Origin of the sequence: Conexibacter woesei DSM 14684 (genome assembly GCF_000025265.1) — a bacterium.
GTDB classification, from domain to species: Bacteria; Actinomycetota; Thermoleophilia; order Solirubrobacterales; family Solirubrobacteraceae; genus Conexibacter; species Conexibacter woesei.
In genome coordinates, this window is the sequence record NC_013739.1 from 4495477 (window position 1) to 4520571 (window position 25095).

At 73.2% G+C, this 25095-nt stretch carries 20 protein-coding genes and 1 riboswitch; of the genes, 6 read left to right on the forward strand and 14 right to left on the reverse strand.

Going from position 1 to position 25095, the window contains the following annotated elements:
- Nucleotides 1-17: 17 nt before the first annotated feature.
- Both CWOE_RS21250 and CWOE_RS21255 read left to right on the forward strand, forming a co-directional pair.
- Nucleotides 18-497: a VOC family protein gene (locus tag CWOE_RS21250; RefSeq protein ID WP_012935699.1), complete on the forward strand. Its 480-nt coding sequence runs from the start codon at nt 18-20 to the stop codon at nt 495-497.
- Nucleotides 494-982 carry a GNAT family N-acetyltransferase gene (locus tag CWOE_RS21255; RefSeq protein ID WP_012935700.1) on the forward strand — a complete coding sequence of 163 codons (489 nt, stop codon included), beginning with the start codon at nt 494-496 and terminating at the stop codon, nt 980-982. The genes CWOE_RS21250 and CWOE_RS21255 overlap by 4 nt, the downstream gene beginning before the upstream one ends.
- A 69-nt stretch (nt 983-1051) precedes the next feature.
- On the opposite strand, the gene CWOE_RS21260 is transcribed toward CWOE_RS21255, so the two are convergent.
- The 3 genes from CWOE_RS21260 to CWOE_RS21270 are packed head-to-tail and all read right to left on the reverse strand — an operon-like array spanning nt 1052 to nt 5460.
- Nucleotides 1052-2560, reverse strand: coding sequence for a CoA-acylating methylmalonate-semialdehyde dehydrogenase (locus CWOE_RS21260; RefSeq protein WP_012935701.1), 1509 nt, complete (start codon nt 2558-2560; stop codon nt 1052-1054).
- Between the two features lies 1 nt (nt 2561).
- Nucleotides 2562-4010, reverse strand: coding sequence for a gamma-aminobutyraldehyde dehydrogenase (locus CWOE_RS21265; protein WP_012935702.1), 1449 nt, complete (start codon nt 4008-4010; stop codon nt 2562-2564).
- Between the two features lie 13 nt (nt 4011-4023).
- Complete coding sequence (locus tag CWOE_RS21270) at nt 4024-5460, reverse strand: aspartate aminotransferase family protein (protein WP_012935703.1); 1437 nt, start codon at nt 5458-5460, stop codon at nt 4024-4026.
- Between the two features lie 98 nt (nt 5461-5558).
- Here CWOE_RS21270 and CWOE_RS21275 point away from each other — a divergent pair, with 98 nt between their 5' ends.
- The 3 genes from CWOE_RS21275 to CWOE_RS21285 all read left to right on the forward strand — a co-directional run bounded on the left by CWOE_RS21275 (nt 5559) and on the right by CWOE_RS21285 (nt 10873).
- Nucleotides 5559-7157: a helix-turn-helix domain-containing protein gene (locus tag CWOE_RS21275; RefSeq protein ID WP_041730776.1), complete on the forward strand. Its 1599-nt coding sequence runs from the start codon at nt 5559-5561 to the stop codon at nt 7155-7157.
- 182 nt (nt 7158-7339) lie between these two features.
- Nucleotides 7340-8734 carry an FAD-dependent oxidoreductase gene (locus tag CWOE_RS21280; protein WP_012935705.1) on the forward strand — a complete coding sequence of 465 codons (1395 nt, stop codon included), beginning with the start codon at nt 7340-7342 and terminating at the stop codon, nt 8732-8734.
- Between the two features lie 66 nt (nt 8735-8800).
- Nucleotides 8801-10873, forward strand: coding sequence for an MMPL family transporter (locus CWOE_RS21285; protein ID WP_049793356.1), 2073 nt, complete (start codon nt 8801-8803; stop codon nt 10871-10873).
- 26 nt (nt 10874-10899) lie between these two features.
- On the opposite strand, the gene CWOE_RS21290 is transcribed toward CWOE_RS21285, so the two are convergent.
- The 7 genes from CWOE_RS21290 to CWOE_RS21320 all read right to left on the reverse strand — a co-directional run bounded on the left by CWOE_RS21290 (nt 10900) and on the right by CWOE_RS21320 (nt 18819).
- A complete protein-coding gene (locus CWOE_RS21290; RefSeq protein WP_012935707.1) occupies nt 10900-12240 on the reverse strand; it encodes a glutamine synthetase family protein in 1341 nt (446 codons plus the stop codon).
- 47 nt (nt 12241-12287) lie between these two features.
- Complete coding sequence (locus tag CWOE_RS21295; RefSeq protein ID WP_012935708.1) at nt 12288-12641, reverse strand: winged helix-turn-helix transcriptional regulator; 354 nt, start codon at nt 12639-12641, stop codon at nt 12288-12290.
- 101 nt (nt 12642-12742) lie between these two features.
- Nucleotides 12743-13291 (reverse strand): carboxymuconolactone decarboxylase family protein, encoded by a 549-nt coding sequence (locus tag CWOE_RS21300; RefSeq protein ID WP_236262136.1) that lies wholly within the window; start codon nt 13289-13291, stop codon nt 12743-12745.
- Between the two features lie 227 nt (nt 13292-13518).
- Nucleotides 13519-13782, reverse strand: a complete 264-nt coding sequence (locus CWOE_RS21305; RefSeq protein ID WP_012935710.1) for a hypothetical protein — start codon at nt 13780-13782, stop codon at nt 13519-13521.
- Between the two features lie 6 nt (nt 13783-13788).
- Nucleotides 13789-13929, reverse strand: a riboswitch (cyclic di-AMP (ydaO/yuaA leader).
- Nucleotides 13930-14111: 182 nt separating this feature from the next.
- Nucleotides 14112-14459 (reverse strand): TraR/DksA C4-type zinc finger protein, encoded by a 348-nt coding sequence (locus tag CWOE_RS21310; protein ID WP_012935711.1) that lies wholly within the window; start codon nt 14457-14459, stop codon nt 14112-14114.
- Nucleotides 14460-14465: 6 nt separating this feature from the next.
- A complete protein-coding gene (locus CWOE_RS31180) occupies nt 14466-14963 on the reverse strand; it encodes a c-type cytochrome (protein ID WP_012935712.1) in 498 nt (165 codons plus the stop codon).
- Between the two features lie 55 nt (nt 14964-15018).
- Nucleotides 15019-18819 (reverse strand): DNA polymerase III subunit alpha, encoded by a 3801-nt coding sequence (locus CWOE_RS21320; RefSeq protein ID WP_201447041.1) that lies wholly within the window; start codon nt 18817-18819, stop codon nt 15019-15021.
- 115 nt (nt 18820-18934) lie between these two features.
- Between CWOE_RS21320 and CWOE_RS21325 the strand changes: the two genes are divergently transcribed.
- Nucleotides 18935-20890, forward strand: a complete 1956-nt coding sequence (locus tag CWOE_RS21325; RefSeq protein WP_012935714.1) for a hypothetical protein — start codon at nt 18935-18937, stop codon at nt 20888-20890.
- Nucleotides 20891-21119: 229 nt separating this feature from the next.
- Here CWOE_RS21325 and CWOE_RS21330 read toward each other — a convergent pair whose 3' ends face one another.
- The 4 genes from CWOE_RS21330 to CWOE_RS21345 form a co-directional block, all read right to left on the reverse strand.
- Entirely contained in the window at nt 21120-21398 is a 279-nt protein-coding gene (locus tag CWOE_RS21330; protein ID WP_012935715.1) for a hypothetical protein, read from the reverse strand.
- A 116-nt stretch (nt 21399-21514) separates the two neighbouring features.
- Nucleotides 21515-22702 carry a Y-family DNA polymerase gene (locus CWOE_RS21335; RefSeq protein ID WP_012935716.1) on the reverse strand — a complete coding sequence of 396 codons (1188 nt, stop codon included), beginning with the start codon at nt 22700-22702 and terminating at the stop codon, nt 21515-21517.
- A gap of 49 nt (nt 22703-22751) precedes the next feature.
- The gene (locus CWOE_RS21340) at nt 22752-23615 is read right to left on the reverse strand and encodes a DUF6159 family protein (RefSeq protein ID WP_012935717.1); all 864 of its coding nucleotides are present in this window, start codon (nt 23613-23615) and stop codon (nt 22752-22754) included.
- A gap of 43 nt (nt 23616-23658) precedes the next feature.
- On the reverse strand, nt 23659-25095 hold the full coding sequence (locus CWOE_RS21345; RefSeq protein WP_012935718.1) for an amidohydrolase family protein: 1437 nt from the start codon (nt 25093-25095) through the stop codon (nt 23659-23661).

Genomic DNA, 25095 nt, shown 5'->3' on the forward strand with positions numbered 1-25095 from the left:
TACGAGGAGGCACCGCCATGCCGCGCGCGATCACCCCCAGCCTGTGGTTCGACCAGCAAGCAGAGGAGGCCGCGAACTTCTACGTCTCGGTCTTCGACAACTCGCGGATCGTCAACGTGACCCACTACACGGCGGCCGGGCCGCGCGAGGCGGGCATGGTGATGACGGTCGAGTTCGAGTTGGACGGCACGCGCTTCGTCGCGATAAACGGCGGCCCGCAGTTCACGTTCGACGAGGCGGTCTCGTTCGAGATCCCCTGCGAGACCCAGGACGAGATCGACGCCTACTGGGAGAGACTGTCCGCCGGCGGCAGAGAGGGGCCGTGCGGCTGGGTCGCTGACAGATACGGCCTCGCGTGGCAAGTCGTCCCGACGGGGATGGACGAGCTGTTCGCCGACCCCGATCCGCAGCGCGCCGAGCGCGCGATGAGAGCGATGCTCGCGATGGGCAAGATCGACATCGCGGCGCTGCAGGCCGCGGCCGACGGGGTCGCGTGAGCGCTCCGCCCTCCGCACGGTCGCCCGTCCACCCGGCCGGGCGCGACGACGCCGAGGCGATCGGCCGGCTGCTGCACGACTTCAACCGCGAGTTCGACGCGCCGACGCCGGAGCCCGGCGTGCTCGCCGAGCGCATGCGCCGCCTGCTCGCGACGCGCGAGACGGCGGTGCTGCTGGCCGGCGAGGCGGGCGCGCGGCCGGACGGGCTCGTCGTGCTGCGCTTCCGCGAGGCGATCTGGACGGCCGGGCTGGAGTGCTACGTGGCCGAGCTGTACGTCGTGCCCGCGCGCCGCGGCGAAGGGCTCGGGCGCGCGCTGATGGAGGCCGCGATCGAGCTGGCGCGCCGCATGGGCGCCGACACGATCGACCTCGGCACGAGCGACGACGACGTCGCCGCCCGCGCGCTGTACGAGCGCCTCGGATTCAGCAACCGCGAGGGCGGGCCGGACGGCCCGATCACCTACTTCTACGAGCGCGAGCTGTGAGGAGTGCCGGATCGGCCACGCTGAGCGTGGCCGATCCGGCGGTGCTCGCTCGGGAGAGCGCTTGGGAAACTACGAGTGGACCGGGAAGCCGAGGTCGATGCCGCGGTCGGCCGGGTCGGGCCAGCGGCGCGTGATCACCTTGCCGCGCGTGTAGAAGCGCACGCCGTCGGGGCCGTGGACGTGGAGGTCGCCGAACAGCGAGTCCTTCCAGCCGCCGAACGAGTGGTAGGCCATCGGCACCGGGATCGGCACGTTGACGCCGACCATGCCGGCCGTGATGTCCTGCTCGAACTGCCGGGCGGCGCCGCCGTCGTTGGTGAAGATCGCCGCGCCGTTGCCGTACGGGCTGGAGTTCGCGAGGCCGACGGCCTCGTCGTAGGAGTCCGCGCGCACGACGCACAGCACCGGGCCGAAGATCTCCTCGTCGTAGATCGCCATGCCGGGTCTGACGTTGTCGAACAGCGTCGGGCCGAGCCAGTGGCCGCCCTCGCGGCCCTCGACCGCGATCGCGCGGCCGTCGGCCAGCAGCGTCGCGCCGTCGCCCTCGCCGGAGTCGACGAGGCCGCGCACGCGGCCGAGGTGGCGCTCGCTCACGAGCGGGCCCATCTCGGACGCCGCGTCGAAGCCGTCGCCGACGGTCAGGCCGGCGATCCGCTCCTGGATCTTCGCGATCAGCGGCTCGGCGATCGCGCCGACGGCGACCGCGACGGAGACCGCCATGCAGCGCTGGCCGGCGGAGCCGTAGCCGGCCGAGACGAGCGCGTCGGCGGCGAGGTCGAGGTCGGCGTCGGGCAGCACGACGGCGTGGTTCTTCGCGCCGCCGAGCGCCTGCACGCGTTTGCCGTGCGCCGTCGCCGTCTCGTAGACGTGCTTGGCGATCGGCGTCGAGCCGACGAACGAGACCGCTCTCACCTCGGGGTGGACGAGCAGCGCGTTGACCGCGTCCTTGTCGCCGTTGATGACCGTGAAGACGCCCTCGGGCAGACCGGCGTTCTTCAGCATGTCGGCGAGCAGCAGCGAGGCGGACGGGTCCTGCTCGGACGGCTTCAGCACGAACGCGTTGCCGGCCGCGAGCGCGACCGGCGCCATCCACAGCGGCACCATCACGGGGAAGTTGAACGGCGTTATGCCGGCGACGACGCCGAGCGGCTGACGCAGCGAGTACGAGTCGACGCCGCGCGAGACCTGGCCGGACATCTCGCCCTTCAGCAGGTGGCCGAGACCGCACGCGAAGTCGATCACCTCCATGCCGCGCTGGACCTCGCCGGCGGCGTCGGAGAGGACCTTGCCGTGCTCGCGCGTGATCGCGCGAGCAAGCTCGTCGCGGCGCGAGTTGACCTGCTCGCGGAAGGCGAACATCACCTTCGTGCGCTGGCCGAGCGAGGATCTGCCCCACGCGTCGGCGGCCTCGGCCGCGACGCGTACGGCGCGGTCGACGTCGGCCTCGGTCGCGAACGCGACGCGCGCGACGAGCTCGCCGGTCGCCGACTCCGTCACCTCGCCGAAGCGGTCGCCGGTGCCGGCGTCCTCACGGCCGCCGATCCAGTGGTTGAGGGTGGTGGTGCTCGTTGCGGTCATGTCAGTCGATCCTTGCCATCACGTGCTTCACGACGGTGTAGTCGTCGATCGAATAGGGAGAGAGGTCCTTGCCGTAGCCGGACTGCTTGTAGCCGCCGTGCGGCATCTCGTCCGCGACCGTCAGGTGGTCGTTGAGCCAGACGCAGCCGAACTGCAGCTTCTTCGCCATCCGCAGGCAGCGGCCGATGTCGCGGCTCCAGACCGAAGCCGAGAGGCCGTATTCGACGTCGTTGGCCCACGCCAGCGCCTGCGCCTCGTCGGTGACGCGCTGGACGGTGATCACGGGGCCGAAGACCTCGCGGCGGACGATCTCCGACTCCTGCGTGACGCCGCCGACGATCGTCGGCGCGACGAACCAGCCGCGCTCGTTGGCGGCCGCGCCGCCGGTGACGATCTCGGCGCCGTCGGCGTCGGCGCGGTCGAGGAAGCCGAGCACGCGCTGGCGCTGCTTGTCGGAGATGACCGGGCCCAGCTCGTTCGCGGCGTCGCCGCTCGCGTCGAACGGGCCGCCGATCCGCAGCGACTCGACCTGCGGGACGAGCGCCGAGAGCAGGTCGTCGTAGCGCTTGTCGCTGACGAGCACGCGGCACGCGGCGGTGCAGTCCTGGCCGGCGTTCCAGTAGGAGGCGACCCGCAGCGTCTCGGCAAGCTGGTCCATGTCGGCGTCGTCGAAGACGATCACCGGCGCCTTGCCGCCCAGCTCGAGGTGGACGCGCTTGACCGTCTCGGCGGCGTTCGCGGCGATCTTGCGGCCGGTGCCGACGTCGCCGGTGAGGCACGCCATCCGCACGCGCGGGTGTCTGACGAGCGCGTCGCCGGTCGTCTGGCCGTCGCCGGGGACGACGTTGAAGACGCCGGCCGGCAGCACCTCGCGCGCCAGCTCGCCGAGCCGCAGCGTGCTCAGCGGCGTCAGCTCGGACGGCTTCATGACGACCGTGTTGCCGGCGGCGAGCGCCGGGCCGATCTTCCAGATCGCCATCTGCAGCGGGTAGTTCCACGGCGTGATCTGCGCGACCACGCCGACCGGGTCGCGGCGGATGAAGGAGGTGCGGCCCGCGACGTACTCGGCCGCCGCCTTGCCCTCGATCGTGCGCGCCGCGCCGCCGAAGTAGCGCAGCTCGGCGACGCAGGCGTCGACCTCGTCGCGCGCGGCCTCCAGCGGCTTGCCGACGTTGCGCGCCTCCAGCGCCGCGAACTCCTCGCGGTGCGCGGCGAGCTGGTCGGCGAGCGCGTTCATCAGGTCGTCGCGCTGGGCCGGCGTCGTGTCGGCCCAGCCGTCGAACGCGCGCTCGGCGGCGAGCACGGCGCGGTCGACCGTCGCGGCGGAGGCGACGGGGACCTCGGCCAGCAGCTCCTCGGTCGACGGGTCGATCACCGGCAGCGTCGCGCCGCTCTCGTCGAGCGGCGCGCCGTCTACGGTGCCGAGCGGTGTGGTGGTGGGGGTCGCCATGCGATCAGCGCTCCTAGGCGGAGGTCGGGATGTCCATGTGGAGGCTGACAGCGACGAGCGTCGCGCGCAGCTTGTCGACCAGCTCGTCCAGCTCGCGCGGGCCGGAGATCAGCGGCGGCGCGACCTGCACGACGGTGTCGCCGCGGTCGTCACCGCGCGCGATCAGGCCGTTCTCCAGAAGCGCGCCGGGCAGGAAGCCGCGCAGCAGTCTCTCGCGCTGGTCGGCGTCGAAGCGGCCGTCGGCGCCGTCGGGGACCAGCTCGGTCGCCCAGAAGTAGCCGGCGCCGCGCACGTCGCCGACGATCGGCAGCTCGCGCAGCGCCTCCATCCGGGACCGCAGGTGCGCCTCGTTGGCGCGGACGTTCTCGAGGATCCCCTCGCGCTCGAAGATCTCGATGTTCTTCAGCGCGACCGCGGCGGCGACCGGATGGCCGCCGAACGTGATCCCGTGCAGCAGCGTGGCGCCGGGCGCCTGCATCGCGGCAGCGACCTTCTCGCCGACCATCACGGCGCCCATCGGCGCGTACGCGGAGGTGATCCCCTTCGCGGTCGTGATCATGTCGGGGACGACGTCGAAGCGGGTCGAGCCGAACCACTCGCCGAGGCGGCCGAAGGCACAGATGACCTCGTCGGCGACGAGCAGGATCCCGTGGCGGTCGCAGATCTCCCGCAGGCCCGCCCAGTAGCCCTCGGGCGGGACGAAGCAGCCGCCGGCGTTCTGCACCGGCTCGGCGATCAGGATCCCGATCGTGTCGGCACCCTCGGCGGCGATCGTCGCCTCGATCTCGTCGAGCAGCACGCGCGTCAGCTCGGCGCCCTGCTCGGCGCGGCGGTAGCCGTTGGTGTTGGAGACATGCGTCGTCGGGACGGGCGGCGTCCCGAACGGATCCTTGAAGCCGGGCACGCCGGTGAACGAGAGCGCGCCGAGCGTGACGCCGTGGTACGCCGTTCTGCGCGCGATCGCCTTCGTCCGCTGCGGCTCGCCGTTGGCGAGGTGATACTGGCGTGCCATCTTCCAGGCCGACTCGACCGACTCCGAGCCGCCGCCCGTGAAGAAGACGTGCTCGATCCCGTCAGGCGCGAGCGAGGCGAGCTTGGTCGCCAGCTCGATCGCCGCCGGATGCGCGGTCGACCACAGCGTGTTGAACGCCAGTCTCGTCATCTGCGCCGAGGCGGCGGCGGCGATCTCCTCGCCGTACGAGTAGCCGATCTGCGAACAGAAGAGGCTGGAGAGGCCGTCGAGGTACTGCTTGCCGCGCGTGTCGAAGACGTACGGTCCCTCGCCGCGGTCGAGCACGAGCAGCTCCTTGCCGCCCGGCCCGAACGCGCCGTTGCGGCTGAAATGCAGCAGCAGGTGCTCGTGCGCGTCGCGCTGAAGCGCCTCTGCGTCGGCGGGTGGCGGGGCGAGCTGGCTCACGGCAGACCTCTCTCGGGCATGGGCGGTCGACATCTGCTGTCGATCCTCCTCCCCTGTCGCGACGGCGGAAAGGATCGTTCTGTCATGCCGATCAGACTGTGAGCCGACGGAACGTCACCTACGATGGAGAGGTGACCGTGACGATCGCCGACGTGCTCGACCTGCCCGTGCTGCGTCGCGGCGTGCCCGAGGTGACCGCCGGCGCGGACCTGCTCGACCGTCCGATCCGCTGGGTCCACGCCGCCGAGGTGCCGAACATCGCGAGCCTGCTGAAGGGCGGCGAGCTGCTGCTGACGACCGGGCTCGGGCTCGGCGCCGGGGTGCAGGAGCAGCGCGCGACCGCGGCGGCGCTGGCGGCGCGCGGCGTCGCCGGGCTGGTGCTGGAGCTGGGCGCGACGTTCGCGGCGCCGCCGGCCGCGCTCGCGACCGCCTGCGCGCGCAACGAGCTGCCGCTGATCGTGCTCCACCGCCCGGTCCCGTTCGTCGAGGTGACCGAGACGATCCACGCCGAGATCGTCAACAACCAGTTCGCGCTGATGCAGCGCGGTGAGGAGCTGCACCGCCGCTTCACCGACCTGATGCTGCGCGGCGCCGGCGTGCCGGAAGTGCTCGACGCGCTCGCCGAGGCGACCGGCAACCCGGTGCTGCTGCGACGCGGCGACGACGTGATCGCGCACGCCGCGCACGGTCGCTCGCGGCGCGACCTGCTGGCCGCGCTCGACGGCCACGCGCGCGGCCTGCCGAGCGCGCCGGCCGCCCTGGAGCGGCCGGTCCCCTCCGGCGACCCCGAGCGCCCCAGCGGCGCGCTCGTGCTGCTCGCACTCGACCGCGAGCTGGACGGCTTCGCCGAGGTCGCGCTGGAGCGCGCGGTCGCGCTCGTCGGGCTCGCGCTGATCCAGGACCGCGCCGAGGAGACGCTCGCCCACCGCGAGCGCGGCGCGCTGCTCGGCGAGCTGTTGCGCGGCGGCGTCGGCGAGTCCGAGGCGGCCGCGCGCGCCGCCGCGTTCGGCTTCCGCTCCGAGACGCTGCTGCCGCTCGCCGTCGGCCGCCGCGCGCGCCGCGTCGGGCGCCTGACCGAGGACGAGGACGCGCGCTGGGTGCAGATCTGGCGCGAGCTGCGGCGCGAGCTGGAGCATCGCCGCACGCCCGCGCTGCTCGGCGGCGTCGAGGACCAGGCGCTGCTCGTCGTCGGCCTGCGCAGAGGCGAGACGCGCGCCGAGGCGGCCGAGCGCGCCGCGCGGCTCGTGCGTGCGGAGACCGAGCGCCAGCTCGGCAGCGCCGGCGGCGCGGTGATCTGCGTCGGGCGCGAGGTCACCTCGTGGAGCGAGCTGGGCGCCGCGATGGAGCAGGCGCTGGAGGCGCTGCCCGCCGCCTCCGAGGTCCCCGATCGCCCATGGCACGACGCCGCCGCGCCGGACGTCGACCGGCTGTTCGCGTCGCTGCGCGGCGAACCGGCGCTGCACGAGTTCGTCGGCGCGCGGCTCGACGCGGTGCTCGCGCACGACCGCAGACGCGCGGCAAAGCTGCTGCCGACGCTGGAGTCCTACTGCGAGCACGGCGGCCAGAAGGCAGCGACCGCGCGGGCGCTGGGGCTGGAGCGGCCGTCGCTCTACCACCGCATCGCGCGGCTGGAGACGCTGCTCGGCTCCTCGCTCGCCGATCCGGACACGCTGCTCGGCGTCCACCTCGCGCTGCGCGCGCGCCGCACCCTCGGCGACGCGCCGAGATGAACTGGATGACTGATTCCACGACCGGCACGGCCGTCTGCACGCGCCTCGCGGCGCCGGATCGCCACCCGCCGAGCCCACGAGTGGCGCTGCCACGATGTCGGCTCGGCGGGCGACGCCCGGCATCCACGATCCACGCACATCCGACCACACCGGCCGCGGAACCAATCATCTAGTCTGAACCCATGGCAACCCCGCAGCGAGTCGCCGTCGTAGGTGCCGGTCCGGCCGGGTTCTACACGAGCGACTTCCTGCTGCAGGCGGGCTTCGAGGTCGACCTGTTCGACGCGCTGCCGACGCCGTTCGGCCTCGTGCGCGCAGGCGTCGCCCCGGACCATCCGAAGATCAAGAGAGTCACACGCGCGTACGAGCGCACGGCGAGACATCCCGCGTTCCGCTTCTTCGGCGGTGTGCAGCTCGGGACCGACGTCCAGCGCGAGGAGCTGCTGGAGCGCTACCACGCCGTCGTCTACGCGTTCGGCACCTCGACCGACAACCGCCTCGGGATCCCCGGCGAGGACCGCCCCGGGTCGCACGCCGCGACCGAGTTCGTCGCCTGGTACAACGGCCACCCCGAGCACGCCGACCGCGAGTTCGACCTCAGCGCGCGGCGCGCGGTCGTGATCGGCAACGGCAACGTCGCGATCGACGTCGCGCGGATGCTCGTGCTCGACCCCGAGGAGATCGCGCCGACCGACACCGCGAACCACGCGATCGACGCGCTCGCGCAGGCGCGCGTGCAGGAGGTCGTCGTGCTCGGCCGCCGCGGCCCGGCGCAGGCGGCGTTCACCAACCCCGAGCTGCTGGAGCTGGGCGAGCTGCGCCGCGCGGACGTGATCGTCGACCCCGCCGACGTCGAGCTGGACCCCCACAGCGCCGCCTGGCTCGCGTCCGACGCCGCCGACCAGACGCATCGCAGAAACGTCGAGATCCTGTGGGAGTACGCCGGCCGCGAGCCGCTCGGCAAGAGCCACCGCGTGAGCCTCAGATTCCTGCGCTCGCCGCTGGAGATCCTCGGCGACGCCGATGACGCCGTCGCCGGGCTGCGCGTCGGCGTCAACCGGCTGGAGCCCGACGGTCGCGGCGGCCTGCGCGCGGTCGCGACCGGCGCCGAGGAGACGATCGACTGCGGGCTGGTGCTGCGCAGCATCGGCTATCGCGGCGTCCCGCTGCCGGGGATCCCGTTCGACGAGCGCCGCGGCCTGATCCGCAACGACGGCGGCCGCGTGATCCGCGACGACGGCGCCCCGGCGACCGGCGAGTACGCCGTCGGCTGGATCAAGCGCGGGCCGAGCGGCGTGATCGGCACGAACAAGAAGGACGCGCACGAGACGGTCGACCTGATCGTCGCCGACCGTGACGCCGGCCGACTCGGCGTACCGGAGCCGGCGACGTGCGACGGCGACGAGGTCGCCGCCTGGCTGGCCGAGCGCGTGCCCCATCTCGTCGGCTGGGACGGCTGGAGAACGATCGACGCACACGAGAGAGCGCTCGGCGAGCCGCACAGCCGTCCGCGCGTGAAGCTGGTGCGCGTACCCGAAATGCTGGAAATCGCGCACGGCACCCCCACGCGCGGTTAGCATCCGCGGATCGCCACCGCCCGCCAGCTCCTGACGGTCGCCGCCGGTCACCGCGCGAAGTTCGTCGTGCTCGCGGTCTGGCTGGTGCTGGTCGTGGTCTTCGGCTCGTTCGCCGGCAGACTGACCGACGTCGAGGAGAACGACCCCGTCTCGTTCCTGCCCGGCAAGGCCGAATCGGTCAAGGCGCTGGAGGCGGTCAGAACGTTCCCGTCCGGCGAGCAGACCGAGGCCGTAATCGTCTACCGCCGCGCCGGCGGACTCGAGCCCGCCGACCGCGCCGCGATCGCGAGAGACCGGATCGCGATAAACCAGGATCCTCCGCGCGGGACGTCCAGAATCCCGCCGCCGATCCTCTCCAGAGACGGCGACGCCGCGCTGCTGATCGCAGAGATCGACACGAGCGGGCCAACGGCCGACAACACGCTCACGGACGCGACCGACGCGCTGCGCGACCGGGTCCACGAGGACGTCCCGCCCGGCCTCGCGGTGAAGGTGAGCGGGCCGGCCGGCTTCGCGACCGACGCCGTCAGAGTCTTCGAGCAGATCAACGGGACGCTGCTGCTGGCGACCGCGTCGCTCGTCTTCATCCTGCTGATCCTGATCTACCGCAGCCCGATCTTCTGGGCGATCCCGCTCTTCACCGTCATCTTCGCGGAGGTGATCGCGCGCGGGGTCGGCTACTGGCTGGCGAAGGCGGGCGTGACGATCAACGGGCAGACATCGGGGATCCTGTCCGTGCTCGTGTTCGGCGTCGGGACCGACTACGCGCTGCTGCTCGTCGCCCGCTACCGCGAGGAGCTGCGGCGCCACGAGGACAAGCACGACGCGGTGCGGATCGCGCTGCGCCGCGCCGGCCCGGCGGTGATCGCATCCGGCCTGACGGTGATCGTCGCGCTGCTGTGCCTCTCGCTGGCCGAGGTCAACGGCACCGCCGGGCTCGGCCCGGTCGCCGCGTTCGGCGTCGCGCTCGCGATGGTCGCGATGCTGACGCTGCTGCCGGCGTTGCTGGCGATCACCGGCCGGCGCGCGTTCTGGCCGTTCGTGCCGCAGTACGGCGGCGCCGGAACCGACGAGACGCACGGCTGGTGGCGGCGGCTGGGCGAGCGGATCCGCGTGCGCCCGCGGCGCGTCTGGATCGGAACGACCGTCGCGCTGCTGGTGCTCTGCCTCGGGCTGACGCAGATGAACTCCGACCTCACGAGCGGCAACTCGTTCCGCGGCTCGGTCGAGTCGGTCGAGGGACAGGAGCTGATCTCGGAGTCGTTCCCGGCCGGCGCGAACGCACCGACGTCGGTGATCGTGCCGGCCGACGCGCCCGCCGGCGCCGCCGCCAGAGTCGCCGTCGCGCTCAGAGCGGTGCCGGGCGTCGCGCAGGTGCTGCCGGTCGAGCGCGACCCGCAGGCCGGCGAGCGGCTGAGCGTGACGCTGGAGGCCGACCCCTACAGCGAGCAGGCGTTCGACGTGATCCCGCCGCTGCGCGACGCCGCGAAGGCGGCCGGCGGCCCCGACGTGCTCGTCGGCGGGCCGACCGCGGAGGAGCGCGACCTGCGCGTCTCGACCGCGCGCGACAACCGCGTGATCGTCCCGCTCGTGCTGCTCGTCGTCTTCCTGATCCTCGCCGCGATCCTGCGCGCCGTGCTGCTGCCGCTGCTGTTGATGGCGACGGTCGTGCTGTCCTACGCCGCCGCGCTCGGGATCGGCGCCTTCTTCTTCATGCAGGTGTTCGGCTTCGAGGGCGTCGACCCGAGCCTGCCGCTGTTCGCGTTCATCTTCCTCGTCGCGCTCGGGGTCGACTACAACATCTTCCTGATGGCGCGCGTGCGCGAGGAGGCACACCAGCACGGCACGCGGCTGGGGACGGTGCGCGGTCTCGCAGTCACCGGCGCGGTGATCACCTCGGCCGGCATCGTGCTCGCTGGGACGTTCTCGACGCTGGCCGTGCTGCCGCTCGTCGTGCTGACCGAGATCGGCTTCACGATCGCCGTCGGCGTGCTGCTCGACACGTTCGTGGTGCGCTCGATCCTCGTGCCGGCGATCGTGCTCGACGCCGGCGACCGCGTCTGGTGGCCCTCGGCGCTCGGCCACCGCCGCGCGACGGCGGAGGACGAGCGCGAAGAGGACGACGCGGCGATCGTCTAACCCTCGACCTGAGGGTTAGACGTGGGCTACAAAACCGGCAGGTAGCGGTCCAGCTCCCACTGCGTGACCTGCACGCGGTAGTCGTCCCACTCCTGCCGCTTGATCTCGACGAAGCGGTTGAACATGTGCTCGCCGAGCGTGCGCAGGACCAGCTCGGAGTCGGCCGTCAGCTCGATCGCCTCGCCGAGCGTCGAGGGCAGCTGCTCGATCCCGAGCCGGCGGCGCTCGTCCGGCGCGAGGTGGTAGAGGTTCTTCTCCATCGGCTCCGGCAGCTCGTAGCCGTGCTCGATCCCCTCCAGGCCCGCCTGCAGCAGCACCGCGAACGTCAGGTACGGGTTGCACGCGGGGTCGGGGCAGCGCAGCTCCATCCGCGTCGTCTGCTCCTTGCCGGGGTGGTACATCGGCACGCGCACGAGCGCGGAACGGTTGCGGCGCGACCAGGCGACGTAGACGGGCGCCTCGTAGCCGGGCACGAGCCGCTTGTAGGAGTTGACCCACTGGGCGAAGATCGCGCTCATCTCGCGCGCGTGGCGCAGCTGGCCGGCGATGAACGCCTTCGCTATGTCGGACAGGTAGTACTGGTCGTTCGCGTCGTAGAACGCGTTTCTGCCGTCTCTGAAGAGCGACAGGTGCGTGTGCATGCCGGAGCCGTTCTCGCCGAACAGCGGCTTCGGCATGAACGTCGCGTGGATGCCGTAGTTGCGCGCGTACTCCTTGACCGTGATGCGGTACGTCATGCAGTCGTCGGCCATCTTCAGCGCCGAGGCGTAGCGCATGTCGATTTCGTGCTGGGAGGGGCCGACCTCGTGATGGGTGTACTCGACGTGGATGCCGAGCTGCTCCAGGGCGAGCACCGTGTCGCGCCGCAGGTCCGAGCCGGCGTCGAGCGTGGTGAGGTCGAAGTAGCCGCCCTCGTCGAGCGGCTCCGGCGTCTTCGGGTCCTTGAAGTAGAAGTACTCCAGCTCGGGCCCGACCATGAAGTCGTCGAAGCCCATCGCCTTCGCGCGGTCCAGGGCGCGGCGCAGGACGTGGCGCGGGTCGCCCTCGTACGGCGTCTGCTCAGGCGTCTGGACGTCGCAGAACATCCGCGCGACGCCCTGCTCCTCGGGCCGCCACGGCAGCGCGGCGAACGTCGTCGGGTCGGGCATCGCGATCATGTCCGACTCCTCGACGGCGTTGAAGCCGGTGATCGAGGAGCCGTCGAAGCCCATCCCACCCTCGAACGCGTCGGACAGCTCGCTGCTGTTGATCGAGAACGCCTTCAGCTGCCCGAGGATGTCGGTGAACCACAGACGGATGAAGCGGATGTCGCGCTCCTCTACCAGCCGGAGCACGTCGTCAGCGGTCAGCGGCGTGGCGTCGGTCATCGGTCGGGGCTCCTGGCGGTCTCGGCGGTTGCGACGGGAACGGGACCTTACCGGGAGGCGCCGTCGCAGTCGGGCAGCCACCGCTGCGCCCACGCCTCGAGCGCTTCGAGCGCCGGCTCCAACTCGCGCCCCATCCCGGTCAGCGCGTACTCGACGCGCGTCGGCCCGCCGCCGGGCGGATCCGGGACGACGGTGCGCACGACGACGCCGCGCGCCTCCAGCTCCTTCATCCGCTCCGACAACAGCCGGTCCGACAGCTCCGGCACCGCGTTGGCGATCTCGGAGAAGCGCTGCGGCGAGCGGTGCATCAGCACGCGCACGATCGCGCCCGTCCAGCGCTTGCCGAGGAACTCGATCGCCTCGTGGTAGTGCGGACAGCAGGCGTCGTCGGCATTCGCCATGCCGACGATGTTACGCCGGTCGTCCTGGGTTGGTGTCGTCCTGCGACACCAAGGCGGGACGACCCCGCGGGTGGCGGGCGCGGGCGTGGGCGGGCGGGGCGTCAGGCGGCGGCGAGCGTACGCGACTGCTCGACGGAGCCGTCAACCGGCACCTCGCCGGCGACGTTGACCATCGCCGCGAGCGACTCGAGCGCGACGATCGCGATCGCCTCGAGGATCTCCTCGTCGTGCCAGCCGGCCTCGCGTGCCTCCTCGTGGAGGTGCATCGGCGGTCTGCCGTCGACGACGAGCGCGCGCAGGTAGCGCAGCAGCGCGGCCTCGCGCTCGTCCGCGGAGCCGAAGTCGCGCGCCAGCTCGATCTCGTCGAGGCCGAGGCCGGCGGCGCGCGCGGCGCGGGCGTGCATCGCCAGCCCGGGCGCGGAGCCGTAGTGCTCGGCGACCCCGAGCGCGATCCGTTCGAGCGTGTGCAGTTCGAGGTGGCCGTGGCGCAGCTCGGAGCGGAAGCGCGCGTAGCCGCGCAGCGCGGCCGGCGAGCCCGCGAGCGCGCCGAGGAAGTTCGGCAGCTGACCACCGGTCGAGAGGGCGCCCCGCAGCACTGGCACGGACCCTTCTGGCGCGGTGAGGTCGTCGTGGATCTGGAACCGGCTCATCGCTGTCTTCATGGGATCACCAGTGGTGTCTGGATACGGGGATGCGCATCGCGTGAGAGGCGCGACGCGCGAGTGCAGCGTTGGTGTCCCTTATACGTACGCGACCTAAATGCAGGCTCACGGCTGCATTTACGCCATGTATGAGCAGTTTCGTGTGTGCTTGCCGCCCGCGTGTCGCAGGCGGCGGCTTGATCAGGCCCGCGCGTCCGCCGCGCGCGTCGACTCGGTCAGGCGCCGGAGGCGGTGAGGATCGCGATCAGGATCAGGAAGACGCCCATCAGCACCGCGTACATCGCGGCGCGGTCGGGACGCGTCCCGGCGATCCGCTCGCTCGCGCGGCGAGGGCGATGACGACGCGCGGTCGTCTCGTACTCGTAGTCGTGGCGGCGCGTCGACGGCGGGGCGACCTGGCCCCGGATCACGATCGTGCGGCGCTCGCCCTGCTGGGTGTCGGCTCGCTCGCGACGCGACGGAGCCTGTGCGGTTGGCATGTGGTTCGGTCCTCTTTCTCGAGCTTGCGGGGTTAGCTGACGGGCTCGCACCGAAAGAGCGGCGCTACGCGCAGGTACGCGATTCGCCCCGTTGTCGTGGGTCCCCCGCTTCCCGTGCGGCAGACGGGAATTCAGCGGTATGACGTGACGATCCTACCAACGGCTTGCAGCATTTTGCCGGCATCCGGAGGATCTTATGGAAAGCCCCGGCCGGAACGGCGGAGCACCCTACCGAAGCGCGCCGGAAGCCGCGCCGATGGCGGCGCTGCGGGCGCGCCGGTGGCGGCGCTGCGGGCGCGCCGGTGGCGGCACGGCGGGCGCGCCGCGCGCTAGCGACCGCGCTCGTACGCGGCCTGCTCGGCGACGGTCCGCTCCGCCCACGGGACCGCTTCCAGGCGGGCGTCGGGAATCGGCTCCCCGCTGTCGATCGAGCGACCGTACGTGCCGTCGGCGACGCGCTGCTCGGCCCGCGCGATCGCGGCGAGCTGCTCGTGCAGCTGCTCGGCCAGGCCCTCGTCGCGCTCGCGCTCGAACAGCTCGGTCCCCTCGTCGGCGGGATGCTGGTCGACGTGCGAAAGCTCCTCGCTCTCGCCGCTGTCCGCGGTCAGCTCGGCGAGCTCGCGCTCGGTGCGCGCGCGTTCACGGGCGAGCAGTTCGCGCGCGTGCGCGGCGTCCACGGTCGCTCACCGGCCTGCGGTGGCGGCGACGAAGGCGGCGACGTCCTCGGCCTGGCTGCCTTCGAGCAGCCCGGCCGGCATCGTGCCGCCGCCGCGCTGCCGGCCTCTGACGATCGCGTCGTAGACCAGCTCGGCCGGCGGTCTGAGCTGGTCGAGGTTCGGCCCGACCGGCCCCTCGGACTCGGCGGCGGCGAGCACATGGCAGTTCGCGCATCTCTGCCCGAACAGCTCGCGGCCCTTGACCTCCTGCTTCGTCAGCGATATCTGCGTGCCGCCGACGTGGGCGTCGGCGTTGTCCTCGTTGCCGGTGATCAGCAGCGCGGGGACCGCGATGCCGACGGCGACGTAGAAGACGAGGAACGAGGTGAGGATCGCCCGGCGGCTGCCGCGGCCCTCTCCCTCGGCAGCGACGTGCTTCCCTCTCGGGCCACGGCGCATCGCGATGAAGAAGAGCGCGAGTCCGACAAGGATCCAGAACGCGAGGAACGCGACCGTTGCGAGCATCGGAGCGACCCTACCTTCTCCGCACCACGGAATGGAAGGGTGAACTGTCGGCGGCTCATCGCGAGCGCCCGCGGCCGAAGTTCATGACCTCCGGCGCGACGGCGCGGAAGTCGTTGCCACCGCCGCCGCCCGCGGCCGCCGCGCGATGGCTCTCGACCGCCTGGCGCTCCGCCTCGTCGAGCGGGGAGAAGTCCTTCACCGCGATCACTCTGCCCATCCGCCCGTCGGGGACGTCGAGCGGCGCGATCCGCTGCAGCAGCACGCTGACGCCGCCGCCCGCGGCGGGGTGGCGCTCCAGTCTGCCCTCGGCGATCACGAGCGGCTCGGTCCGCACGGTCAGGCGGCTTCTCTCGTACAGCTCGGGCTTGACGACGAGGTTGACGGTCCCGTGCTCGTCCTCGATCAGCAGGAAGACGATGCCCGAGGCGGTCCCGGGACGCTGCCGCGCGACGACCATCCCGGCGACCCGCACCTGCGCGTTGTGCGGCAGCGACGCGAGGTCGCGACTGGCGACGGTGCCGGCGGGGAGGCTCGGGCGCAGCAGTCTCAGCGGGTGGGTGCGCGCGGTCAGGCCAGTCGTGTCGTAGTCGGCGAGCATCCCGTCCCACTCGCCCAGCGCACGCAGCTCCGGCGCGCCGGGCAGCGTCAGCGGCAGCGCGAGCTGCGTCCCGCCTGGCACGCGCCGGCCGGGCACCGCGACGCCGAGCCGCCACAGCGCGACGCGACGGTCGCCGCCGGCGAGCGCGTCGCAGGCGCCCGACCAGGCGAGCGTCTCCAGCGCCGGGCGCCCGGCGCCCGCGCGTGCGGCGAGGTCGGCGACGTCGCGGAACGGCCCGCCGGCCGCGCGCGCCTCGACGAGCGCCCGCGCGTCGTGGTCCTGCACCCCGCGCACGTAGCCGAGGCCGATGCGGACGCGCGGGCTGGGTGGGTCGGGCGCAGTGGGTGCGGTTGGCGGGATCAGGGCAGGTCTACTGGTCTGTGGGACCAGTAGACCTGCACGGTTCGGCAGCGCGGAGCCGGCGGGCGGCGCGGAGCCGGCGGGCGGGCCCACCTCCACGGTGCATTCGACCTCGCTCGCGTTGATCTCCGGTGCGAGCACCTCGATCCCGCGCCGCTGCGCCTCGTGGACGAGCGCGTCGGGCGGGTAGAAGCCCATCGGCTGCTCGTTCAGCAGCGCGCAGAGGAACTCGGTCGGGTAGTGGACGCGCAGCCACGTCGACTGGTAGGCGAGCAGGCCGAAGGCTGCCCCGTGCGCCTTCGGGAAGCCGAAGCCCGAGAAGCCGCGGACCATCTGGAAGACGCGCTCGGCCAGCTCCGGCGTCACGTCGTCGTGGGTGGCGAGCGCGCCCGCCACGAATCTGCGGTGGTGGGCCTCGATCGCCGCCTCCGAGCGCTTGCGGCTCATCGCCCGCCGCAGCCCCTCCGCCTGCCCCGGCGTGAAGCCGGCGAACGCCATCGCGACCTCGATCACCTGGTCCTGGAAGATGATCGTGCCGAGCGTCTCCTTCAGCGGCTCGACGAGCGACGGGTGGTCGTAGGGGATCGTGAAGCCGGGGTCGACGCGCAGGCGCTGGCGGCGCTCGATGTACGGGTTGACGGCGCCACCCTGGATCGGCCCCGGCCGCACGATCGCGACCTGGATCGTCAGCTCTTCGAGCGATGCGGGCCGCGTGCGCCGCAGCGACGCCATCTGCGCACGGCTCTCGATCTGGAAGACGCCGGTCGTCTCGGCGTTCTGGATCGCCTCGTAGGTCGGTCTGTCGTCGTAAGGGATCCGCGAGAGGTCGATCCGCTCGTCGCGCGTCTGCGCGATCGCCTCGACCGCGCGCTCAACGGCGGACAGCATGCCGAGCCCGAGCAGGTCGATCTTGAGGAAGCCGGCGTCGGCGCAGGAGTCCTTGTCCCATTGCACGATCTGGCGGCCCTCCATCGCGGCCGGGACGATCGGGCAGCAGTCGCTCAGCGGGCGCGTCGCGACGACCATCCCGCCCGAGTGCTGGGAGAGGTGGCGCGGCAGCCCGTGCGCCTGCTCGGCGAGCCGCGCCAGCCACAGCCAGCGGCCGCTCGCGAGCCGCCGCTCGCCGAGCGCGGTCGCGACGTCTCTGGCGACGTCGCGCGCCGACCAGCCCTCCGAGCCGCGCGCGACGCGCTCTATCTCCCCCGGCGGCAGGCCGAGCGCCTTGCCCAGCTCGCGGATCGCGCCACGCGCGCGGTAGGTCGGGAAGGCGGCGACGAGCGCCGAGTTTCTGTGGCCGAAGACGTCGTGGATGCGCGGGATCAGCCGCTCGCGCACGTCGCGCGGAAAGTCGAGGTCGATGTCCGGCAGCGCGGTCAGGTCCTCGTTCAGGAAGCGGCCGATGAAGAGGTCGTTCGCGACCGGGTCGACGTGCGAGAGGCCGGTCAGGTAGCAGACGATCGAGGAGACGGACGAGCCGCGCCCGCGGCCCGGCGGCAGCAGCGAGCGCGCCGTGTCCGGCCCGCGCACCTCGACGGCGACCTCGCGCGCCAGCTCCAGCATCTCGCGGTGGAGCAGGAAGAAGCCGGCGAGGCCGAGCTTGTCGATGATCCGCAGCTCCTGGTCGAGGCGCCGGTGCGCCTCCGCCCGGTCGGCCGCCGACGCGTCGTCATAGCGGACCGCGAGCCGGTCGCCGCAGATCTCGGCGAGTCTGCGGTTGGCGCTCTCGTCCTCGGCGCCGGGATAGCGGTAGCCGAGCCCCTGCGTGAGGTCGAAGCGAAGCCGGTCGGCGAGCCGCGCCGTCTCGGCGACGGCGTCGGGATGGTCGGCCGCGAAGCGCGCCGCCATCGCCTGCGGCGAGGTCAGCACGTGGCTGAAGTTGCCGCGCCGGCCGGGCTCGGAGGCGTCGAGCGTGGTGTGCAGTCTGACCGCGACGAGCGCGTCCTGGAGCGGACCGCGCGAGCGCGCGTGTGCGTGGGTGTTGCCGGTCGCGACGCAGCGCAGCTCCAGCTCGCGCGCGAACTGCTGGAGGCGGCGGTTGCGCGCGCGGTCGTCGCGCAGGTAGGGCCGCTGCAGCTCGACGAAGAGGTGGTCGCGGCCGAACGCGTGGCGCAGCAGCCGCAGCGAGTCGAGGTCGTGCACGCCGTGCGCGGCGCAGCCGCTGAGGCAGACGAGCCCCTCCGCGTGCGCGGCGACGTCGGCGAGCGAGACGAACGGATCGGTCGCCTGACGCGTGCGCGGCCGCGTGCGGCCGGCGGCGCGAGCGCCCGGCAACGCGGCCGCGACGAGCGGGTCCTCGCGCGCCTGCGGACGCGCGCCGGAGACGGCGCTTGAGTGGGCAAGCGCGTCGCCGTCGGCCCCCAGACGCGCGCCGGAGACGGCGCTTGAGTGGGCAAGCGCGTCGCCGTCGGCCCCCAGACGCGCGCCGGAGACGGCGCTTGAGTGGGCAAGCGCGTCGCCGTCGGCCCCCAGACGCGCGCCGGAGACGGGCGTCCCCGCCTCCGGCTCCCCCGTTGCGCGTCCTCCTCGCGCGTCCCCCTCAGCGCGCGCGAGGTCTCCCGGCTCCGCCCCGCGTGTGCGCGCGGGGACGCGGTCCGCCCCGCGCGTGTGCGCGTGGGCGAGCGTGATGAGCCGGCAGAGATTGCGCCACCCGTGTTCGCTCTCGACCAGGAGCGTCAGGTGACGGCCGTCGTCGAGCGTCAGCTCGGCGCCGTGGATCGGACGCAGGCCGAGCGCCTGCGCCGAGCGGGCGAACTCCATCGCGCCGCAGATGTTGTCGTGATCGGTCAGCGCGAGCGCCTCGTGACCCAGCTCCGCCGCGGCCGCTGCCAGCTCGTCCGGCAGCGAGGCGCCGTCCAGGAAGGAGAAGGCCGAATGGGCGTGGAGCTCGACGTACGACACGAACACATGTTCGCATAGAGGGCGGACGATCGTCCACTCGACGCGGCGTCCGCGGAGGCCACAGAAACCTGGTCGAGCGCTGCAAGACAGCGGCTACGTGCCATACGGTGGGCAGATGCGTCGTCCGCTCCTGAGCGTCCTCACCCTGCTCGCGCTGCCCTTCGCGAGTCTGCTCGTGGGAGGGCCGCGGCCCGCGAGCGCCACCAGTCCCGGCGCACATCCGTCGATCACGAAGAGAGATGCAGCCGCGCTGCGTCTCCAACGACGTGCCGCCGGTCTCGTCAGGCGGGCGGGACGGGAGACGCAGGCGCAGCGCGCCGAATGCCGGCAGACGCCGCGGCCGCCGGCGACCTTCACGCACGCGACGCCGAGCGAGGCGCTGCGCGCGGCGCTGATCGTCATGCGCCGCCCGCCGATCCCCGCCGACAACGTGCCCGAGCAGGCGTTCAGCTACGACCAGCTGACCGCGGACGGCGTCTACGCCGACTGGATCCGGCTCGCACGCGCCGCCGACGCCCGCGAGTTCTACGTCGTCCCCGCGCAGCGGGAGTTCCACCCCGCGCCGCTGTCGCGCGACTGCCTGCGCGAGAGACACAGCCGGCTGCTCGCCCTGCTCGACGGCGCGAGCGCCGACCTGCGCCGAGCCGCGCTGCGAATCGAGGAGCGGGTCAACCGCCGCGACCACCCGCCGGGCGGCTTTCCCGACGAGGAGGTCGTCACGCTCTTCGAGCGCGGGCAGGACGGCACGCTCGCCGGCGGCACTCGCGGCGGCACGCTCGCCTCGCTGCGCGCGCAGGGGGTGCTGATCTCGCGGCAGCTGCCCGACTTCAGCTCGCTCATCGGGCTGCTGCTGCCCGACGGCGTCGAGACGATCGAGCTGTTCTACGCCCAACGCGTCGACCGCGGCCCCCACCGGCCGGCGGAGATCTATCCCTCCGACGTCAGACTGACGCTTCCGGTGCAGGACAACGTCGCGTCGTTCCGCGTCCCGCGCGAGACGCCGGACGTGTACCCGACGACGATGATCTGGCGAGCGGTCGACGGCTCGGTCGTGCGAACCGTGCGCGACGCCCGGCCGCCGCAGCGCGGCTACGGCGCCGCGATCGCCTCCGCCGCGACCGGCGGCGCGCCCGGTGCCGCGGCGAGCCGCGGCGGCGCGGCGGCACTCGGCAGCGCGGCGGCGGCACGCGGCGGTGGCGCCACGGTGGCGACAGCGAGCAGCGATGCCGCCGCGGAGCGCCAGGAGCGGCGCTCGACCGACCTGATCAACGCGGCGACGAGAGCGATGCAGCGCGATCCGGCCTGCCGCCAGGAGCTCTCGCGCGAGACGACGTTCACGCACGCGGCGCCGAGCGCTGAGCTGCTGGGGACGTTCGAGCTGCTGCGCCGGCCTGCGATCCCGCAGGACCGGATCGCCGAGGACGCGCTCGGCCTGCGGATGCTCGGCGCGCGCGGCGTGTACCTCGACTGGATCCGCATGGCACGAGCGGCGAACGGTCGCGAGCACTATCTCGTCGTCGCGCAGGACCGCGGGCTGCGGGACCCACTGTCGCGCGCCTGCCTGCGCGAGAGACATCGGCAGCTGATGCTGCTGCTCGACGGCGCCCCGCCGAGACTGCGGCGGATGACGCTGCGCGACGAGGCGCGACTGAACCGCGAGGAGCACCCGGCCGGCGGCTTCCCGAAGCAGGAGGCGATCTACCACTTCGAGCGCGGCCCCGACGGCCAGCTCGCCGGCGGCGGAGGCGGGGTCGACCTCGACTGGTTCCGCAGACACGGCCTCTTCGGCACCGCGCAGGACAGCGTCACCGCGCCGCAGGACGTCTCGGCTGTCACCGGCTTCGTCCCGGACGGCGTCAGGACGATCGAGGCGACGTTCGCGCAGCGGGCGGATCGCGGCAGACACCGGCCGGCGGAGGTCTACCCGTCCGAGCTGACGCTGACGGTCCCGGTGCAGGACAACATCGTCTCGTTCAACGTCGCGCGCCAGGCGGAGGACGCGTTCCCGACGAAGATGGTCTGGCGCGCGACCGACGGCTCGGTCGTGCGGATCGTGCGCGAGCCGCGCTGAGCGGGCGCGGCGGCGCGAAGGGCCGGGGTGCGAGCGGGCGGTGCGAGCGGGCGGGCGGCGGGCGCACCGGCGCGGGCGGGCGGGGCGGAGCGGCGGTGCGAGCGGGGCGGAGCGGCGGTGCGAGCGGGGCGGAGCGGCGGTGCGAGCGGGGCGGTGCGGCGGTGCGAGCGGGCGGGCGGTGCGGGGCGGCGGTGCGAGCGGGCGGGCGGACGGCGCGGCGACGGCGCAATCACCGCTGCCGAAACCAGCCGCCCTCGCGCAGGTCGTGGAAGACGACGACGTTGCGGCCGCACGTCGTCACGACCTCCCAGTAGCGGCGGCGCAGCGGCGCCTCGCTCCACCAGCGGTCCTCGATCAGCCACGACTCCCGCACGGCGTCGATCTCGCGCGCGTCGACGACGAGCGGCCGGCCGTCCCGCGGGTCGGCATCGACGTGCGCGCGGCGCGGCGTCGCGAGCCGGTGGCGGCGAGCGGCGGGAACCGGCGCCGCGCGGGAAGCGGCCCCCACGCGGGCAGCAGGCGCGGAACCGGTGGCCCTCGCGCGAGCGGCGGGAACAGAAGCGACAGCACCCCTCGCACGAGAGGCGAGAGCGGCCGCGGCTGCGCGAGATCGCGACGGCGGGCTCATTCGAACGGCGTCAGGACAGCGCGCCGCTCCGGCACGCGCGAGTCGGGATCGACGGCGAGCACGCGCAGCGCGGCGTCCGGCCCGGCGGCTGCACGCGCCTGGCGCACGCCCTCGCGCAGCCGTGCGCGCCGCGCGGTCTCGGCCTCGTCGAGCAGCGAGCGCTGGTCGCTCGCGACCGCGCCGAAGCGCACCGCCGTGAGCCGCAGCCGCTCCGCCGGCGCCGGCAGCAGCGCCAGCCGCGGCGTGAGCGCCAGCCGCATCCGCGCCGGGTCGGCGAGCGCCTCGCGGAACGGCACCTGCTCGCGCCACGTGCCGCCCTCCACGAGCGTCGCGGCCAGCACGACCGCCCGCAGCGTGCGCCCGTCACGCTCGCGCCGGGCCAGCAGCCGGTCGACGAGCAGCCCGAGCGCATGGTCGAGTTGCGTGCCGGCGAGCGCCTCCGGCAGCTCCAGCTCCTCCTCGATCCGCTCCGGCAGCTCGCGCGGGCGCAGCGCGCCGTCGCGCCCCTGCGCCAGCTCCCACGCGAGCAGGCCCGGTGCGCCGAAGCGGTCCGCGACGGCCGCGCGCGGCAGCTGCGCCAGCTCCCCCAGCGTCTCGACGCCGAGCCGCGCGAGCGGCTCCGGCAGCGCCGCCGTCTCCTCGCGACCGCGCAGCAGCGCGACAGGCAGCGGCGCGAGGTAGTCGCGCGCGGTCCGCTCGTCGCCGAGCACGATCTGCGGCTTGCGCGCCCGCGCACGGGTCGCGGCGGCCAGCGCGCAGAAGCGCGACGGGCCGGTCCCGATCCGCGCCGGGTGACGCAGCGCCGTGCGCGCCGCCGCCAGCACGCGTTCGAGCGTTCCGCCGTGCAGCCGCACCAGGCCCTGTGCCTGGAAGCAGGCGAGCCCCGGCCGCTCCGGCTCGACCGCCGCCCCGATCGACTCCAGCCGCACCAGCAGCCGCTCCCACGCGTCGGCGACGCCGGCAGGGTCGGGCGGCACGAGTGCGAGCCCCGGGCAGCGCGCAAGCGCCTCCCCGAGCGGCATCCCGGGCCGGACGCCGAACGCCTCAGCCGCCAGCGACACCTCCCCCACGCGCGCCTCGCGGCCGGCCTCCGGCGCGAGCGCCGCCGGCGCGCGCAGCAGCTCCTCGCGGTCGCCCGCGGCGACCGTCAGCTGGAAGCGGGGGAAGAGCGTGCAGACCACCATGGACACGAACACATGTTCGCATCGATGGTGGACGGATGCAAGGCTGCTGCTAGCGCCGCCCGCGCTTCGGCGCGAACGCGTGCTCGAGCGCGTTGCGGTCGAAGCCGGCGGCGACCTGGTTCTGCGTCGCGAAGCGCAGCAGCGCGACGCGGAAGATCGCGTTGAGCGTCGAGCCGATCAGCATGGCGAGCACGAGGCCTACGACGGCGATCGCGATCAGCACGCCGCCGAGCGCGGGCGTGGAGCCGGCCGCGGCGACGCCGAGCGCGCCGATCGCGATCGACGGCAGGACGCCGACCAGGACGATGATGCCGCCGATCGAGGCGGAGCCGACGAAGCCCTCGCCCCAGCGCTCCTTGACGACGCCGACCGAGCGCGCCAGCGCGTCTTTGGGGCCGAGCCCCTCCAGCGCCAGCACCGGGATCACGAAGAAGGTCGCGATCGTCCAGGCCGCGTTCAGGAGGCCGCTGATCAGGATGCTCACGATCGGGCCGATCGGCGTCCGCTCCAACGCCGACTCGATCAGCTGCAGCAGCACGCCGACGGTCAGCTGCACGGCCGCCCACTTGGCGATCAGGCCCTTGCGCTCGCGGGCGACCGAGAAGCCGTCGGCGAGCGTCGTGTCATGGCCGTCGAGCGCCTTCGCCGCAGCGGCGGCGAGCGCGACGTTGCAGTAGATGCCGATGAAGCCGAGCGCGTAGATCGCGATCGCCCACAGCACGAAGGCGACAGGCGCCGCCGTGTCCGTCGCTATCAGCACGACACCTGGGCCCGCGATCACGAGCGCCGCCGCGAGCATCGCAAAGCCCGCGATCACTGGGAAGAGCGCGAGCGATCTGTCGGCGCGCAGCACCGCCCAGCTCTGCTTCGCCAGGGCCCACCCGCGTCTGATCCGTCCTCTTCCGCTGTTCATGTTCCGGAGTATCGGACGCGGGTGCCCTGAACTGAAGGCGCTCCTACACGACGCCTACTGTCTCCTCGCGCGCGGAGGCCGGAAAGGCACGTCCTTCGCCCCCCGTCAGCACCGATTCGCCGCCGAGCGCGGCGCGCTCGGCGAGGTCGATCGCCTGCTCGCGCCCCTCCACGACGATCTCGCGCAGCTCCTGCTGCGCGAGCCGGCCGTCGGCGACGCGCGGCGCCCCGTCGACCCACACGTGGCTGACGCAGCGCGAGGTCGCGCAGTAGACGACCTGCTGCCACGGATCGTGGATCGCCGCCAGCTCCGGCGTGTTGCCGTCGAGCAGCGTCACGTCGGCGCGCTTGCCGGCGACGAGCGAGCCGACCTCACGGTCGAGCCCGAGCGCACGGGCGCCCTCGATCGTCGCCATCCGCATCACGTCGATCGCGGTGATCGCGTCGGCGCGCAGGTGGTGGACCTTCTGCAGCAGCGCCGCGGCCTTCACGGCGCCGAACATGTCCTGGTTGTCGTTGGACGCGGCGCCGTCGGTGCCGATCCCGACGCGGACGCCCTCGCGCCGCAGGCGCGGCACAGGGCAGACGCCCGACGCGAGGATCATGTTCGCGACCGGGCTGTGCGCGACCGCCACGTCCTTCGCCGCCAGCAGCGAGAGGTCGTGCTCGCCGCACCAGATGCAGTGGCCGGCGATCACCTCGTGGTCGAGCAGCCCGACGTGCGCGGAGTGCTCGATCGTCGTGCGGCCGGCGTATCTGTGACGCGACTCGGTGACCTCCTCGCGCACCTCCGCGAGGTGCGTGTGGACGCCCCAGCCGTGCTCGGCGCACGCCGCGACGCTGCGCGTCATCAGCTCGTCGCTGACGCCGAGGATCGTCCCTATGCCGAGCCGGAAGCCGACCAGCGGCTCGCTCGACAGGCGGTCGGCGAGCGCCTCGTGCTCGGCCATGAAGACGTCCTCGCCGGGCGCCCCGTCGTAGAGGTTCTCGGCGCCGAACGAGACGATCCCGCGCAGCCCCATCTCCACCAGGCCGTCCGCCGCGCCGAGCGACGCGAGCGAGCCGAGGTTGCGGTGGCAGGACATGTCGTTGACGGTCGTGATGCCGGACAGCAGCATCTCGGCGCCCTTGAGCTTCGTTCCGACGCGCACGTCCTCGCGTGTCGTGACGCGACCGGCCGGCTCGACGACGCGGTCGAACCACTCCCACAACGACGCCGTCTCGCCCATGCCCGTGATCAGGCCCTCGGTGAGGTGCGTGTGGCAGTTGACGAAGCCAGGCAGGACGATGCCGTTGCCGTCGCCGACGACCTCCGCGCCGGAGAAGCGCTCGCGCAGCTCCTCCCACGGTCCGACGGCGAGGATCTCGCCGCCGGCGTCGAATGCGACCGCCCCGTCGCGCAGCAGCTCGCGGGCGGGATCCATGCTGAGGACCCACGCGCCTCGGACGACGGTCGTCGCGGCGGCGTTCGCCGCCTCCAT

What these genes read in the sequence shown, in the direction of transcription:
- CWOE_RS21250 (WP_012935699.1), top strand. Translation starts at nt 18, where the DNA reads ATGCCGCGCGCGATCACCCCCAGCCTGTGGTTCGACCAGCAAGCAGAG.
- CWOE_RS21260 (WP_012935701.1), bottom strand. Translation starts at nt 2,560, where the DNA reads ATGACCGCAACGAGCACCACCACCCTCAACCACTGGATCGGCGGCCGT.
- CWOE_RS21265 (WP_012935702.1), bottom strand. Translation starts at nt 4,010, where the DNA reads ATGGCGACCCCCACCACCACACCGCTCGGCACCGTAGACGGCGCGCCG.
- CWOE_RS21270 (WP_012935703.1), bottom strand. Translation starts at nt 5,460, where the DNA reads ATGTCGACCGCCCATGCCCGAGAGAGGTCTGCCGTGAGCCAGCTCGCC.
- CWOE_RS21280 (WP_012935705.1), top strand. Translation starts at nt 7,340, where the DNA reads ATGGCAACCCCGCAGCGAGTCGCCGTCGTAGGTGCCGGTCCGGCCGGG.
- CWOE_RS21290 (WP_012935707.1), bottom strand. Translation starts at nt 12,240, where the DNA reads ATGACCGACGCCACGCCGCTGACCGCTGACGACGTGCTCCGGCTGGTA.
- CWOE_RS21295 (WP_012935708.1), bottom strand. Translation starts at nt 12,641, where the DNA reads ATGGCGAATGCCGACGACGCCTGCTGTCCGCACTACCACGAGGCGATC.
- CWOE_RS21300 (WP_236262136.1), bottom strand. Translation starts at nt 13,291, where the DNA reads ATGAGCCGGTTCCAGATCCACGACGACCTCACCGCGCCAGAAGGGTCC.
- CWOE_RS21305 (WP_012935710.1), bottom strand. Translation starts at nt 13,782, where the DNA reads ATGCCAACCGCACAGGCTCCGTCGCGTCGCGAGCGAGCCGACACCCAG.
- CWOE_RS31180 (WP_012935712.1), bottom strand. Translation starts at nt 14,963, where the DNA reads ATGCTCGCAACGGTCGCGTTCCTCGCGTTCTGGATCCTTGTCGGACTC.
- CWOE_RS21325 (WP_012935714.1), top strand. Translation starts at nt 18,935, where the DNA reads ATGCGTCGTCCGCTCCTGAGCGTCCTCACCCTGCTCGCGCTGCCCTTC.
- CWOE_RS21335 (WP_012935716.1), bottom strand. Translation starts at nt 22,702, where the DNA reads ATGGTGGTCTGCACGCTCTTCCCCCGCTTCCAGCTGACGGTCGCCGCG.
- CWOE_RS21340 (WP_012935717.1), bottom strand. Translation starts at nt 23,615, where the DNA reads ATGAACAGCGGAAGAGGACGGATCAGACGCGGGTGGGCCCTGGCGAAG.
- CWOE_RS21345 (WP_012935718.1), bottom strand. Translation starts at nt 25,095, where the DNA reads ATGGAGGCGGCGAACGCCGCCGCGACGACCGTCGTCCGAGGCGCGTGG.